The sequence below is a fragment of the Gottfriedia acidiceleris genome (assembly GCF_023115465.1).
Classification (GTDB): domain Bacteria; phylum Bacillota; class Bacilli; order Bacillales; family Bacillaceae_G; genus Gottfriedia; species Gottfriedia acidiceleris_B.
Map to the genome: position 1 here is coordinate 3,601,169 of NZ_CP096034.1, position 14,793 is coordinate 3,615,961.

Genomic DNA, 14,793 nt, shown 5'->3' on the forward strand with positions numbered 1-14,793 from the left:
TTCAATTCCTCCTAATTTTATAAAAAGTTATATCCTTTTAAAGTCAGAAAGTCAGCAAATTCATCGTTGGTAATTAACTCATCAAATAATCCAATTGCTTCACTAAATCGTTTTGCTTCAAATTGTTCTTTCCCAATTTCTAGTTGAAGTTTCATCATTTCTTCATTTTTTAATGATTCCACTAATTGTAAAGTAATGTTTGTACCATCCTCTAAAACACCTTTTTCATGACGCACCCATTGCCAAATTTGCGCACGCGAAATTTCAGCAGTCGCAGCATCCTCCATTAAGTTGTATAGCGGCACCGCACCTCGACCGCTTATCCATGCTTCAATATACTGAATCGCAACTGTTATATTTGTTCTGAGACCTTGCTCCGTAATAACACCACTAGGAATCTCTAAAAGATCCGCCTCAGTTACATTAACATCCTCACGTTTTCTATGAATCTGATTTGGTGTAGGCATAAATCGATTAAACTGTTCAAGAGCTACAGCTACTAAACCAGGATGAGCTACCCAAGTTCCATCGTGTCCATCTTTTGCTTCACGCTCTTTATCTTTTCTTACCTTTTCAAACGCAACTTCATTTCGCTCTTTATCATCTTTAATTGGAATTTGAGCTGCCATTCCTCCAATTGCTGGAGCATTTCTACGATGACAAGTTTGAATAACTTTTTGAGAATATGAACGCATAAAAGGTACTTCCATCGTCACAACAGATCGATCAGGTAAAATAATTGATTTGTCGTATCGCATCATCTTTATGAAACTAAAAATATAATCCCATCTTCCGCAATTAAATCCTGCTGAATGATCCTTTAATTCATAAAGTATTTCATCCATTTCAAATGAAGCAGCAATTGTTTCAATTAATACAGTTGCTTTAATAGTTCCAACAGGTATATTCAATTCATTTTGAGCAAATAAAAAAACATCATTCCATAATTTTGCTTCCAAATAACTTTCCATTTTTGGTAAATAAAAATAAGGTCCTGATCCGTTTTTTATTGCCTGTTTTGCATTATGAAAGAAATAAAGTCCAAAATCTACTAAGCTACCAGACATATTTTCACCATTTACAGTGATATGTTTTTCTTCTAAATGCCAGCCTCTTGGTCGAACTACTAGGACAGCTGGCTTCTCTTTTAACTTATATGTTTTTCCATTTGATTGAAGTGAAATTGTTCGATTCACAGCATCTCTTAAATTAACCTGACCTGAAATTATATTTTCCCAAGTTGGAGAAGTAGCGTCCTCAAAATCAGCCATGAAAACAAACGCATCAGAATTCAATGCATTGATAATCATTTTTCGATCAACTGGTCCTGTTATCTCTACTCTTCGATCTTGTAAATCCTCTGGAATAGGTGCTATTGTCCAATCACTTTCACGAATGTATTTTGTTTCCTCTAAAAATTCGAGCTTTCCCCCATTTTGTAAAAAACACATTCTTTCTTTTCTGTTTAATAACAGCTGTTGTCTACGTTGATCGAATCTCAGATGTAATTGCTCTAAAAAACTTAATGCTTCGGTCGTAAGAATGTCAGTTGAACCCTCTACATGATTACCTAGAACTTTAATTTTTGAAAGCTCTGTTGTCATATGATTCCTCCATTCAGTTATATAACAGATATTGATTACTTATGTTATTATATAACAGTATATTCGGATTTGATATTAAATTCTGAAAATATTTCTAAAGAATTTTCGACAGTAGTAATCAAAAAAGTCATCCATTAAGGATGACTTTTTTCTGTTGATTCCCTTTTCAAATCACTTAAAATGAATGTTTTCTCGGAAAGTGCAAAGGACTATTTTTTGTTACCAACTAAAAGATCCATTGATTCCATTTTGTGACCCTTACTATAATTTATATGAGTAGTTAATTTATACCTCCCATTTTTAGGTAGTTTAGTATTAATCGTATATATACCATTTTTATTACTCATATTTAAAGAATTAACATAATTAATATCATTATTTTCTATCTGTAATATAACCTCACAATTTTTTAACAAACTTCCTTTTTTATTTAATATGTTGACTTCAATCCTAACATCTTTATTTGGTATAACTGGATTTGGATTAGTTGAAATTTTTAAAAATTCAATTTCATTTAAGTCCATCTGCATATCACCAAAAACGTCAGTGTATTTCTTAATAATAGTTTGACCTTGATGAGTTAAAGTATATATAATATTCCATCTACCTTCTTTCGGTAGTTTTTGACTAAAAGAGTATATTTCTCCATTATTTTTTAATTTTAAAATACTGATTTGTTTATTTTCCTCAGACATGCTTAATTTTGCATTTAACTCCATATTATGTTTAGCATATTTGGAGGGAATTTTAATTTCTCCACTTAAAATGTTATTATTATAAGAGTGTTCAGCTCTTATTTCATAGGTTTTTATATACGAAGAAGTAGTCTTGTGACTGCAACTTACAAGTAAAAGAATTAAACAAATAAATAAAATCCTCTGATTCAAACTATTCACCGAAACTTTCATTAAAATACAAATACTTCTTTTGATTATTAAGAAAATTGTTATCAAGCTGACTAGCATAACTTTGGTTTAAAATTACACTTTTCATTTCACTGTTTGTTTTATTTGGAAACTGTTCAAATAATATAGAGACTAGTCCTGACAAAACAGCTGTAGCTAAGGATGATCCTGAACTAATTGTGTATTTTTCTTTTAAATATATGGTATGACTGGGAAGGTATCCTATATTTGAATTAAGTGTAAGAATTTTAGTACCTGGAAGAATAAAGTCTGGTTTAATGTACATCCATTTATTAATGTAAGAAACTGTATATGGGGCTATTCTGTATTTGTTTGTTGAATACATTGTATCTCTTGTTAAATAATCCATAGCTCCAACTGAAAGAACAGTATTAAAAGAAGCAGGGTAGGTAGATTTTTCACTATTAATAAACACGTTTTGTATGATTTTTTTATTTCCAATTGAACAAATGACCATTAAATCATTTTTATCTGCATTATTTATACTAGTTTTTAAAATCCCTAAACTTCTTTTACTTAATTCATTAAAACCATAGGAAATATTAATAATTTTTATATTATATTTGTCCTTATTTTCAATAACCCAGTTAATTCCATTAATTGTGTTTTGAATATTACCTTCACCATATTTATCTAAAACTTTTACTCCAACAATATTAGTTTTATTATTAATACCTTCATATGTGTTGCCATTTCCGGCTATCAACCCTGCTATTAAAGTACCGTGCCCATTATCATCATATGGTTCAGCATAATTATTAACAAAGTCTTTAAAAGCAATTATTTTATTAACATGTTTAGTTAAATCTTCATGTGGAAATACACCAGAATCTAAAACTGCTATGGCTATTTGCTTAGAGTTTTCATTAGTAGTAGAGAAATGTCTACTAGGGGAAATTCCTAACATCTTTTTTATTATCTTCGGGGTTAATACAACACCATTCCTATTTATTAATTGTTCGTAAGATTTTTCTGAAGAGTCTAATATTTCAACAGTTTGATTGAATCTAAAAAAATAATTATTTAAACACAATACAAGGAAACATAAAATTATATTTAAAGTAAGAAATCTAATCATATTATTATATACAATAATTTTTTATGAAATTAATGAGTGTGTAGTCTTTCTGAATGATCTCTAAACCATGAACAATTGTAATGCCCACCATTTTTTTTCTTGGCATTACAATATACGTTTGTTGACTTATCGCCCATGTAAGAAAGTGCACTTTGAATACTTTCTATGTAACATACGTAATTTTCACTCCAATAAAAAAATAATGTCTTATTACTTGCGTATGCTGCACCACGTTCAATTGCAATTGAACAATCAGAGCTATTAAAAGGGAATTTTGCAGAATCTGCAATTTTTTTTGCAGCCTTATTGCACCCTACAATGTTATTACTTGCAATAATTTTCATTCTTCCCTTACCCTCACCGACGTAGCTACCAATAGCCTTTGTAGAGTAATATGTTGTTGTTGCCTCACCTATTTCTGAATTAACCATATTAGTTTCAGACATTATTTGTGAACCCTCAAAAAATGCCTCTCCACTTAAGTTAATCTCAATTTCAAAATGATTTTCACCCTTTCTTATATCTAAAAAATCACTAGTTATGATATTTTCTTTAAACTTTATTATTAGATTATACTTACCTACGGGTATATTATGAAATTTAAAATCACCATTTTCATCAGTAACTGTTTCAAATTCACCCAACTTTACTGTTAAATCTGGTAAAGGTGTATTGATATTTGATCCCATTTTTTTGTCAGTAAATATGGTTTTACTTTTTTTATCTTTCAAAGATTTCATTAATTTTTTGATTTCTTTAGCCTCTTTATTATTTCCTTTATTCTCTGCGTTTTTAAGTCTAACTGGTAATTCCTGAACTAGGGCTTCATTTAAATTTGTATTAAAATTCTCTTTAGCTTTTTTAGTTTCATTCTCGTCCAATTCAATTATGTTTGTGACATTACCTGAAAGGTTTCCATTTTTTATTGATGCTGCACTAGCCAAATTACTAATTGAACTTAAACTAAATAACATTAGAATTAGTATACTAGTAAACTTTTTCATATTAATATATCAACATCTCCTTTTAGAAACTATTTGAATTTGTAATTTTTTTTCTTTGTTAACTTATTATTTTTATAAAGTTCAATTTTAAATTGACCTTTATAAAGCCTAGTACTATCTAAAGTGAAGCTATATCCAGATGTTTCTTTTTCTTCTGTCCAGTTTTTTTGAAACAGTACTAAATCCTTTTTATTTTTTATTACTAATTTTCTTGGAACAATTTTTTCATCCTCCCCTTCCCTAGGATATTGATAGTTCACAGATACCCAAATATTTTTATTTAGGTCAAGAACTCCATCATATTTTTCCATTTTCTGAGATTCAGAGTTAATTACATACCCTAATTGAAAATCTTCAATTCGACTTCCATTGTCTTTTGTAAAATTAATTAAAATAATAATAAAAGGTACACACGAAAGTATTAAAATAGGTATTAAAAGTATTTTTTTTATAATTTCACCACCTTTATAAAAATGAAATAGATTCCTTTAAATTTGCGATTACTTCATTCAATAAATTGAAATTAATTTTAGGTATCGCATAGAAATAGAATATTAAGTAAAATTTTACTAAGTTTTACTAAATTCAATGTAAACTAAAGCTATTATTGATTCAATGAAAATTTTGTGAATTTTTTAACAAACTTTATAACTTTTTATAAAATGACACATTTAAAGTAGTTAATCCTGTACAATTTAGACATTTAAAGGGTTTTTCTTAAATTTTAAAAAAAGCTTGCAGATATTGGTATAAAACCAATCAATCTACAAGCTAAACATTCAATAATTAACTCTATTTATTGTTGATTGTTTTTTCAGCTGCCTCTAAATACTTCATTCTTTCCAACATTGTCGGATGATCATATCTAAACAATTTCACTAAAAATGGTGGATTTACTTGAGACAAACTGTTTTTGGATAACTTTTGAAATGCTATAATTCCTGCCTCCGGATCATGTGTTAGCTTAACTGCATATAAATCTGCTCTTTTTTCGGCACTTCTTGAAAATGCATTTGATATCGGATCAGAAATAAAACCTACAATTCCACTTATGATCAAAAATAAGGTTAGGATGACGGCCATTTTATCGGTTGAATGACTACTCCTACTCTTTGATAATACGTACTTCATTAATAAATGAATGATATACAGACCGACTAAACTACCTGCTAACATACCAAACATTGATTTATAGATGTCTTTATGGACGTAATGTGACATTTCATGAGCCATGATGAACATAATTTCATCTTCAGTAAGTCCTTTTAGAGTTGTATCCCATAATACAATCCTAGCGTTTTTACCTATACCAGTAACATATGCATTATAAGTAGTTGTCTTAGTGGACATATTTACTTCATATACACGATGTGCAGGAATATTTGCTTCTTTAGCTAGGGTAATAATTTTCTTTTCAAGATTTTTATCTTTTAATGGGTAAAAATCATTATATAAGGGATCAATTACTACAGGCTGAATAAACGTTAAGAAAATCGTAAAAGGAATACTTAATAGCCATGCAGTTAGCCACCATTTCTTTGGCTGTTTTTTTATTAACAAATACACAACATACATCACAAAAAACATCATTCCAAAATTTATCCAAAAACTAATCATTTCATCCTTCATCCAGGCATTAAATGTTTGAACAGACAATCCGTATTTCGTCGATAATTTAAATCGATAGAAATCAATTGGAAATGAAACGATATATGTAGCGATTGATACAAAGAAGAAATATAAAAAGACTTGTATAAACTTAAATCTAGTCAACTTAGATAATGAGTCACCTAATCTTTCAATTGATCCACTTAATAATAAAAGCGATAATACAATCCAATCAATCGGCAAGGTAATAAAGTAAAGAACATTTTTTAAAGTGCTATAACTAGAACTTAAATTAGCTTCCTTATGATTCATGAATGTATGTGGATCAACAAACGTTCCTTTATATTTTGAAGGTAGGTCAGAAGTCGTAAAAACATAAAAGTATAACAGGACTAAAATGATATAAACGAGATAGCCTAGACAGATGAATTTGGTTAGTTTAGATTTAGTTGCTTTTTTCATAAAATCTCCCCCCATTCTATATTATCAACTTTGTCCAATTTTTTAGAACTTCAACCTATTATATTTTTTAAATACTTTTTTCTATTTTAAAGGGATTTTTAGGAAAATAATGATACAACCAATATCTAACTAAGAAGTTCCGTCCGACACTTTTAGAATAAATTAGTCAGACCATAATCTGTTTTTATAAATACAGGAATTAGTAATCTATTTTAATAGAGTGAAATTTAAAATGTGAGGTGGGTATATCGGAGGTACATTTCATTTCTAGTATAAATTTAACTTTATTTTATAGATAATTAGCAGTCTTGAAATTTGAAAGAAGTAGAACAGTTTTGCATGTTTTCCATTTGAAAGAGTAACGTCTGTACATTTTTTAGTGTGTAATTCCTTTACAACTTTATATCCCTATTAAATAGGAGAGATCCCCTAAAAGAGCTCTCTCCTCTATTATCTCAAATTATTGTCTAACTGAATCTTTCAATGCTCTTCTAAGTATTTTACCAGTTGCATTTTTTGGAAGCTCTGGAATGAACTCTATTGATCTCGGTACTTTATATTTTGCTAAGTGTGCCTTGCAATATTCAGTCAACGTCTCCACACTTAATGAAGGATTTTTTGACACAACATAAGCTTTTACACTCTCTCCAAAATTATCGTCTGGTAATCCAATCACCGCACATTCTACAACATCTGGATGATTATAAATTACCTCTTCAACTTCACGAGGGTATACGTTATAGCCGCCAACAAGAATCAATTCTTTTTTTCGATCGACTATATAGAAATAACCATCTTCGTCTATTCTTGCTAAGTCACCAGTATATAACCAGCCATCTCGTATCGTCATTGCTGTTTCTTCTGGCATATTATAATAGCCTTTCATTATATTTGGTCCGCGGACGATTAATTCACCTACTTCACCAACTGCTACTTCTTCACCAAGAGCATTTACAACTTTATTTTCTACATTGCTAATATTTGTCCCAATTGATCCTGCTTTTCTTGGACGGTCTAATGGATTAAACGTCGTAACAGGCGAAGCTTCTGATAATCCATATCCTTCTGAAATAATAACTTTAAATTTCTTCTCAAAATTCTCTAAAAGTGCAACAGGTAATGAAGAACCACCTGAAATGCATAGTCGAATTGACTCAAAGTCTTCTGTTTTTCCTTCAGGGAATTGATATAAGAAATTATACATTGTTGGTACTCCTGCAAATACAGTTGCTTTGTATGTACGAATAATATCAAATATTTCTTTTGGGCTAAATTTAGGCACCAAAATAACAGTAGCTCCATACATTAAAGGCGCGTTTAAAGCTACAGTTAAACAAAATACATGGAAAGCAGGTAGAGTTGCAATTACCTTTTCTGTATTTGAAAAGCTTAAGAAGTGCCCAGCATCCATAGCATTTGAATATAAGTTTTTATGCGTTAACATAGCTCCTTTTGGTTTTCCTGTTGTACCAGAAGTATACAAAATGACCGCTAAATCATCATCATGCAATTCAGGTCCTTTGAAATCTATATCTCCAAGTCCAACTACATTTGTAAACGATTTCAATTTATTGCTCTCAAATTCATAAGGATTCTCTTGTTTTGTTTCACAAATAATGAAGTGATCGATAGTAGGAAGAATCGGTGAAGCTTTTTCTACTAGTGGAAGAAATAAGTCTAAGGTGATAACTGCTTTTGCGTCGCCGTTTGTTAATATGTATACTAATTCATCTGGTGCATATAGAGGATTAACTGGTATTACAGCCGCTCCAACCTTCAACGCACCATATAGTGCTATAATAAAATGAGGAGAATTACCAACAACTAGAGCTACTTTATCTCCTTTTTCTATCCCTAATTTTGAGAGACCACTCGCAAATTTCGTAATATAGGTCTCTAGTGTTGAGTATGAAAATGTCTGCCCTTCAAAAATAATAGCAGAATGTTCAGGATGCCTCAAAGCTGATTGTGACAGTGTTTCAACTAAATTCAAGAAAAACTACCCCCTTTAAAAATAAAAATTTAAAATATTCTAAATATATTATATTGCTAGAAAACAATTCTGACAAGTGTGAAAACTAGCACTTTTTAGACTTCTGATTTTTTATCAAACAAAAAAAGAGTAGTCTCCTACTCTTTTTTTAAAATAATAAACTCATAAATTCTTCTTTCGTTACATTACCAAAATAATGTGTAAAATTAACTTCATTTAGCTTATTTTCAATCTCTTGTTGATCAAATTTACTACCAATCAGAAGTTGTTCTATATCAGATACATCTCCTACCCCAAAGAAGTCACCATAAATTTTAACATTCTCAATGATTCCTTTGTTTACATCTAAACGAAGATCAATCGAACCAGCTGCAAATCTTTTACTTTGTTGGATATTGCATTTAGGGGATTTCCCAAAATTCCAATCCCAATTTCGGTATCTACTCTCAGCAAGTTCTTTAATATTTTTTATATCTTCATCTGTCCATTCGTATCGCTCTATTTTCCCATGTTCTTTAAAAATAGATTGTAAAATTAAATCTTTAAATTCTAAGATTGTTAAATCATCTTTTAAAAATTCCTTAATATTTGCAACTCTACTTCGGACTGATTTAATTCCTTTAGATTGAATTTTTTCTAGCTTTACATTTAATGCATTTACAACTTCATCTATATCACTATCAAACAACAATGTACCGTGGCTAAACATTCTACCTCTAGTAGAAAATTGTGCATTACCTGAGATTTTTCTGCCTTCTGCTAATAGATCATTTCTTCCACTAAGTTCAGCATTCACACCGAGTTCCTTTAATGCCTCGATCACTGGTTCAGTAAATTTTCTAAAATTATGAAAGCTGTCACCATCATCTTTTGTAATAAAACTAAAATTAAGATTGCCTAAATCATGATATACCGCTCCACCACCAGATAATCTTCGAACTACGTGGATATTATGATCATTTACATATGAAGCATTAATCTCCTCGGCAGTATTTTGATTTTTACCAATAATGATTGATGGTTCATTAATATAAAATAAAAAGTATGTATTTTCAGGATCTAGATTTTTTAGCGCATATTCTTCCATCGCTAAATTTAATGTTGGATCCGTTATTCCCCTATTATCTAAAAATAGCATGTGTTTCCTCCTATAATTTTGATTTCCATTCAAATCCTGTATAAGCTAAATGAACAAGTCCATTATAATACTTTTGGGCTTCACTTATTAAATCTTTTGTATTACCGCTATGAGGAAGATGTGATAATAATAATTCTTTTACATTCGCCTCAATTGCAATTGTTGCAGCATCTTTGCTGCTCATATGCCCCACTTTAGCTCCATCTTGATTTTCATACATATTACAATCACTTATAAGCAAATCCGCGTTGGAAGAAAACGGTATGAAGTCTTCCGTATAGCTCGAATCAGCTGTATAGACTACTGAGTGAGTTGCTGTTTCAATTCGCATGGCAAAACAATCTACAGGATGTACTGTTTTAATAAATCGAATAGTAAACGGACCTAGGTCAAGAGCTTCATTTGGATGATATTCATAACCTTTTGTTGCTTCTTTATATGTTAACGAATTAAATTTTACATTATCAAAGTTATGTCCATATATAGGTAAAGCAAACTTATCCTTTCCAGCGTTTACAAGTTTGAAGTATTGTAATACGCCTATATCTGCCATATGATCATGATGATAATGTGACAGGATTACAGCATTTAAGCTATTAGGATCAATGTAATTTTGTAATGTAGCTAATGCACCAGAACCACAATCAACCAATAGATTAAAATTTTTGGATTTAAATAAATAACATGAAGTTGCTTCACCTTTACCTGGATAGCCGCCCCAATAACCAATAACGGTTACTTTCATAAAACAAACACACTCCTTTATACTTATTATTTCTATGAAAATTTAAATTTATAAGCTCGTCCTTACTGTTTAGTAAAAATAGGCGTTTAGATTATTTTTTAAAAATTGTACTAATACAGATTGACACAAAATAAGTTGTAGTAATACAATACTAATAAGTTAACTAAAGGAGAGGGTAACATGCTTGTAAAAATGTCCGAATTTTTAAAACTATTACCAAAGAAATTATGTAAACACTGTAATTCGACGATTGAAGAACAACATGATTGCTACAGTAACACTTGTTCAAAATGCTTAAAAGATAGTTTTTAAGCAAAGTCTTTTAGGATCAGCAATTTTCTTAATGACATGATTAAACATATGATTAGTACAGAGACATAATAAAAAGAGCAACCTAAAAGTATCAATCTACTTTTTTGGTTGCTCTATTCTTTACTAATTGTTTTAAAAGCCTTAATAGCTTCGAACAGCTTGTTTTTCATGTGCGAACAAGTATTCAATTGTATCTGAAACTGCTTTCTCACCTTGATCTATGCAGTCTGGTAAGCCGGATCCATAAAATGAGCAACCGATTACCGATACACCAGGCATTTCTTTTTGTAAATATTGTTCCATATTTTTCGTACGCTCTTTATGATTAATCGTATATTGAGGCATAGCATCTTTCCATCTTGAAACAATATAAAACTCTGGTTTCTCAGTTATATCCATCGTTTTTCTTAAGTCTTCTAAAACAATTTCAACAAGTTCTTCATCCGTTTTATCGACTATTTCCTTATTGTAAGGTCGTCCAACGTAACAGCGTAATAGAACTTTACCTTTTGGACATGCATGTGCCCATTTTTTATGTGTCCAAGTACACGCTGTTATATTATAGTCATTATTACGTGAAACAACAAAGCCTGTACCATTTATATCCTTCTTAATTGCATGCTCTGGAAATGCAAGTGCAACATTCGCAACTGATGTAGAAGGAACTTTTTTGAAAGGCTCAAATACCGGTTTGTTGTTAAATAGTTGTGGAATGAAACGATGAGGTACAGTAACGATAATGGAATCTGATTCTATCTTTTCATTATTGCTAAGTACAACCTCATATTTTTTTCCAATTTTATTAATATTAACTACTTGTACACCTTTTAAAACTTCCTCTTGATCTAACTCTTCTTCAATTCGTTCAACGATTGTTTGAAGACCTGTACTTACAGTTTGGAAAATTCCTTTTCTCGGACCTTTCGATTTCTTCACAGGCATCTCTTTTTTCATACCTAGAACAATACTTTGATGTTTTTGTTCAATTTGGAAGAATTGAGGGAACGTTGCCATTAAGCTCATTTGGTCAATGTCACCTGAATAAATACCTGATAAAAGGGGTTCAATTAGATTCTCAACTACTTCATTACCTAGTCTTCTTCTAAAAAATTTACCTAGTGACATATCCCCTTGGACATGTGTTTTTGGTAAAACAAAGTCTAAGCCTGCACGAATTTTTCCTGCTGGTGAAAATAGACCTGAAAAAATAAAAGGCTTGATTTGTGTAGGAATCCCCATGTTTGAACCTTCTGGCATACCATGTAATTTATTATGGGCTAATACGTATGATTTTCCAGCAGAGTTAAAAACGATTTGATCTTGGATCCCTAAGTTTTCTGCTAATCGATATGCACTCTTTTTCCTAGCCAAAAACGAGTCAGGGCCACGCTCAATAACAAATCCATCTTTCCTAATTGTTTGGATTTTTCCTCCAAGCCTTGATGAACCTTCAATTAATTGAATATCAATTGGCAGATTATTTTTTAATTTTTCTTGTTTTAAATAGTAGGCAGATGTCAATCCAGTAATACCGCCACCAATAATGACAACCTTCTTATTCACTTCTTTACCTCCTATTTCAAAACCATATTATTGTTCGTTCAATTTTCTTAATACAACCGTACTAAGCCCACTAATAAATAATGGATCCGTATTAGGCATCGGTGGACGAACATATGCTTTTTGAATTTCATCCGTTACTTGTTTGCATTCTATATCATTATCATACAGTACTTCTAAATGCTCACTTACAAATCCTAATGGTAAGTAGACGTAAGTTTCAAAATCATAATTTTCATCTAACTCACGTGTTAAATCTTGAACATCAGGTCCTAGCCAAGGGTCTGGTGTATTACCAGCACTTTGCCATCCTAGAAAATAATGACGAATATCAGATTGCTGAACGACTAACTCGGCAGTTTCCTTAAGTTGCTCTGGGTATGGATCTCCAAAGTTAAGAATTTTTTCAGGTAAACTATGTGCTGAAAAAATAAACGCCGTTTTCACACGTTGCTCTTCATTCATTGGTTCAAGAATTGCTTCCACTTCACGAACCCAATATTGAATAAATCGTTCTTCTTTGTACCAATCATCTACATGGATAATTTTTGGTCCATCAATTTTTTCTGAATGATTTGTAGCACGTTCGTTATATGACTTTACACTAAACGTAGAATAATGTGGTGCAAGTACGATACTTACTGCTTTTGTTATACCATCTTTTTTCATATCTTCTACTGCATCTTCTATGAATGGTTCAATATGCTTCAGTCCAATGTACATTTTGAATTCTACATTGTCTTGGATCTTATTTAAATCTTCTTCTAATGCTTTTGCTTGTTCAATTGTTATTTTTGCTAATGGAGAGATTCCTCCAATTGCACGATATCGTTCAGTCAGTTCTTCCAACGCCTCAGGTGAAGGCTTTCTACCTCTACGAATATCTGTATAATAACGCTCTATATCTGATTCTTTATATGGCGTGCCGTAAGCCATAACTAATAAACCGATTTTTTCTTTCATGTCATCACCATAGTCCTTTTATATTAAGCTTTAACCCTTGATGAATACTCATGTACAAAACTAGTTAATCGTTTAAGAGTATCAGGATTTACTTCAGGGAATACCCCATGACCTAAGTTGAAAATATGACCTGGATTTGCCATACCTTCATCTAATATTTCTTTCGCACGTTTCTCAATAACTTCCCATGGTGCTAATAAAAACGCAGGATCTAAATTACCTTGAAGTGTTTTCGTAATCCCTAGAGAGCGAGCTTCAGTAATAGAAGTTCTCCAATCAAGACCAATTACATCTACAGGCAGTTCATTCCATTCATGAATTAAATGGCTTGCGCCAATTCCAAACATCGTTGTTGGAATATGATCTGCTTTAAGTGCTGTAAAAATCTTTTCCATACAAGGTTTAATATAAATACGATAATCATTTGCATTTAATGCACCAACCCATGAATCAAATAATTGTATTGCACTTGCCCCAGCTTTAACTTGTGCCTTAACGTATTTGATCGTCATGTCTGCTAGATGATCCATTAAAGCAAACCATGCTTCTGGCTCTGCGTACATAAATGATTTTGTTTTATTATAGTTTCTAGACGGTCTACCTTCGATCATATAGCTAGCAACTGTAAAAGGTGCACCTGCAAATCCAATTAATGGAACAGATAGAACCTCTGTTGTTAATAATTTAATCGTCTCATAGATATAAGGTAGTTGCTCTTCTGGATGAATATCAGTTAACTTTTTTACATCTGCTAAAGAACGAATAGGATTGCTAATTACCGGTCCTACTCCTGATTGAATTTCTACGTCTACTCCAATTGCGGGAAGTGGCGACATAATATCTTTATATAAAATAGCTGCATCAACATTATATTGGTCCACTGGTAGCGCTGTTACGTAAGCGCATAACTCAGGTTGATGAGTAATTTCAAATAAAGAATATTTTTCTTTTATTTTTCGGTATTCTGGCTGAGAACGCCCTGCTTGTCTCATATACCAAACTGGTGTATGCGTTACTTCTTCTCCTGTAATCGCTTTAAGAAATGTATCGTTAAAATCTTTTTTCATCCTTCAAAGTCTCCCTTTCACTATTCCAAACTCTACTATTAAATATACTGATTGAACCATTAATTGTATAGAAAACTCGAATTTTGACACATAATGTTCACTGATTTAACAATTTTTCTCAATTAATAGGCCTATTTTACTACCAGACTTTTCCCATTAAAAATTATATCAAAATATGTCTAAAATATCGAATTAATAATCTTTATTTATTAATAATAAAGAAGTTTTCTAATTCTTTTTTTAATGTTCGGTTAATCGTTATCTCATCGTTCAAACTTGCTAATCTCTTTACTATTCTTTTTTAAGAGATATAGTTACGATCATCGTTTTAAT

13 protein-coding genes are annotated in these 14,793 nt (G+C 31.1%); 1 reads left to right on the top strand and 12 read right to left on the bottom strand.

Features of this window, described 5'->3' with window-relative positions; genetic code table 11:
* Nucleotides 1-17 precede the first annotated feature (17 nt).
* From aceB to MY490_RS17075, 9 genes are all read right to left on the bottom strand, one after another.
* On the bottom strand, nt 18-1,604 hold the full coding sequence (gene aceB, locus MY490_RS17035; protein WP_248266737.1) for a malate synthase A: 1,587 nt from the start codon (nt 1,602-1,604) through the stop codon (nt 18-20).
* Between the two features lie 209 nt (nt 1,605-1,813).
* Nucleotides 1,814-2,491 carry a hypothetical protein gene (locus MY490_RS17040; RefSeq protein ID WP_248266738.1) on the bottom strand — a complete coding sequence of 226 codons (678 nt, stop codon included), beginning with the start codon at nt 2,489-2,491 and terminating at the stop codon, nt 1,814-1,816.
* A gap of 1 nt (nt 2,492) precedes the next feature.
* A complete protein-coding gene (locus tag MY490_RS17045) occupies nt 2,493-3,608 on the bottom strand; it encodes a S8 family serine peptidase (protein ID WP_248266739.1) in 1,116 nt (371 codons plus the stop codon).
* Nucleotides 3,609-3,637: 29 nt separating this feature from the next.
* A complete protein-coding gene (locus MY490_RS17050; protein WP_248266740.1) occupies nt 3,638-4,612 on the bottom strand; it encodes a carboxypeptidase-like regulatory domain-containing protein in 975 nt (324 codons plus the stop codon).
* 29 nt (nt 4,613-4,641) lie between these two features.
* Nucleotides 4,642-4,923 carry a hypothetical protein gene (locus MY490_RS17055; RefSeq protein WP_248266741.1) on the bottom strand — a complete coding sequence of 94 codons (282 nt, stop codon included), beginning with the start codon at nt 4,921-4,923 and terminating at the stop codon, nt 4,642-4,644.
* Nucleotides 4,924-5,404: 481 nt separating this feature from the next.
* Nucleotides 5,405-6,682, bottom strand: coding sequence for a M48 family metallopeptidase (locus MY490_RS17060; RefSeq protein WP_248266742.1), 1,278 nt, complete (start codon nt 6,680-6,682; stop codon nt 5,405-5,407).
* 460 nt (nt 6,683-7,142) lie between these two features.
* On the bottom strand, nt 7,143-8,675 hold the full coding sequence (locus tag MY490_RS17065; protein WP_248266743.1) for a fatty acid--CoA ligase family protein: 1,533 nt from the start codon (nt 8,673-8,675) through the stop codon (nt 7,143-7,145).
* A 148-nt stretch (nt 8,676-8,823) separates the two neighbouring features.
* A complete protein-coding gene (locus MY490_RS17070; RefSeq protein ID WP_248266744.1) occupies nt 8,824-9,813 on the bottom strand; it encodes a lipoate--protein ligase in 990 nt (329 codons plus the stop codon).
* 10 nt (nt 9,814-9,823) lie between these two features.
* Nucleotides 9,824-10,558, bottom strand: a complete 735-nt coding sequence (locus MY490_RS17075; protein ID WP_248266745.1) for an MBL fold metallo-hydrolase — start codon at nt 10,556-10,558, stop codon at nt 9,824-9,826.
* Nucleotides 10,559-10,750: 192 nt separating this feature from the next.
* Between MY490_RS17075 and yhfH the strand changes: the two genes are divergently transcribed.
* The gene (gene yhfH, locus MY490_RS17080) at nt 10,751-10,870 is read left to right on the top strand and encodes a protein YhfH (RefSeq protein ID WP_432707089.1); all 120 of its coding nucleotides are present in this window, start codon (nt 10,751-10,753) and stop codon (nt 10,868-10,870) included.
* 141 nt (nt 10,871-11,011) lie between these two features.
* On the opposite strand, the gene hemY is transcribed toward yhfH, so the two are convergent.
* Genes hemY through hemE form a run of 3 tightly spaced genes read right to left on the bottom strand, consistent with a single transcriptional unit; the run spans nt 11,012 to nt 14,460 of the window.
* Nucleotides 11,012-12,433, bottom strand: a complete 1,422-nt coding sequence (gene hemY / locus MY490_RS17085) for a protoporphyrinogen oxidase (protein ID WP_248266747.1) — start codon at nt 12,431-12,433, stop codon at nt 11,012-11,014.
* A gap of 27 nt (nt 12,434-12,460) precedes the next feature.
* Nucleotides 12,461-13,393: a ferrochelatase gene (gene hemH / locus MY490_RS17090; RefSeq protein ID WP_248266748.1), complete on the bottom strand. Its 933-nt coding sequence runs from the start codon at nt 13,391-13,393 to the stop codon at nt 12,461-12,463.
* Nucleotides 13,394-13,416: 23 nt separating this feature from the next.
* On the bottom strand, nt 13,417-14,460 hold the full coding sequence (gene hemE / locus MY490_RS17095) for a uroporphyrinogen decarboxylase (protein WP_248266749.1): 1,044 nt from the start codon (nt 14,458-14,460) through the stop codon (nt 13,417-13,419).
* Between the last annotated feature and the right edge of the window lie 333 nt (nt 14,461-14,793).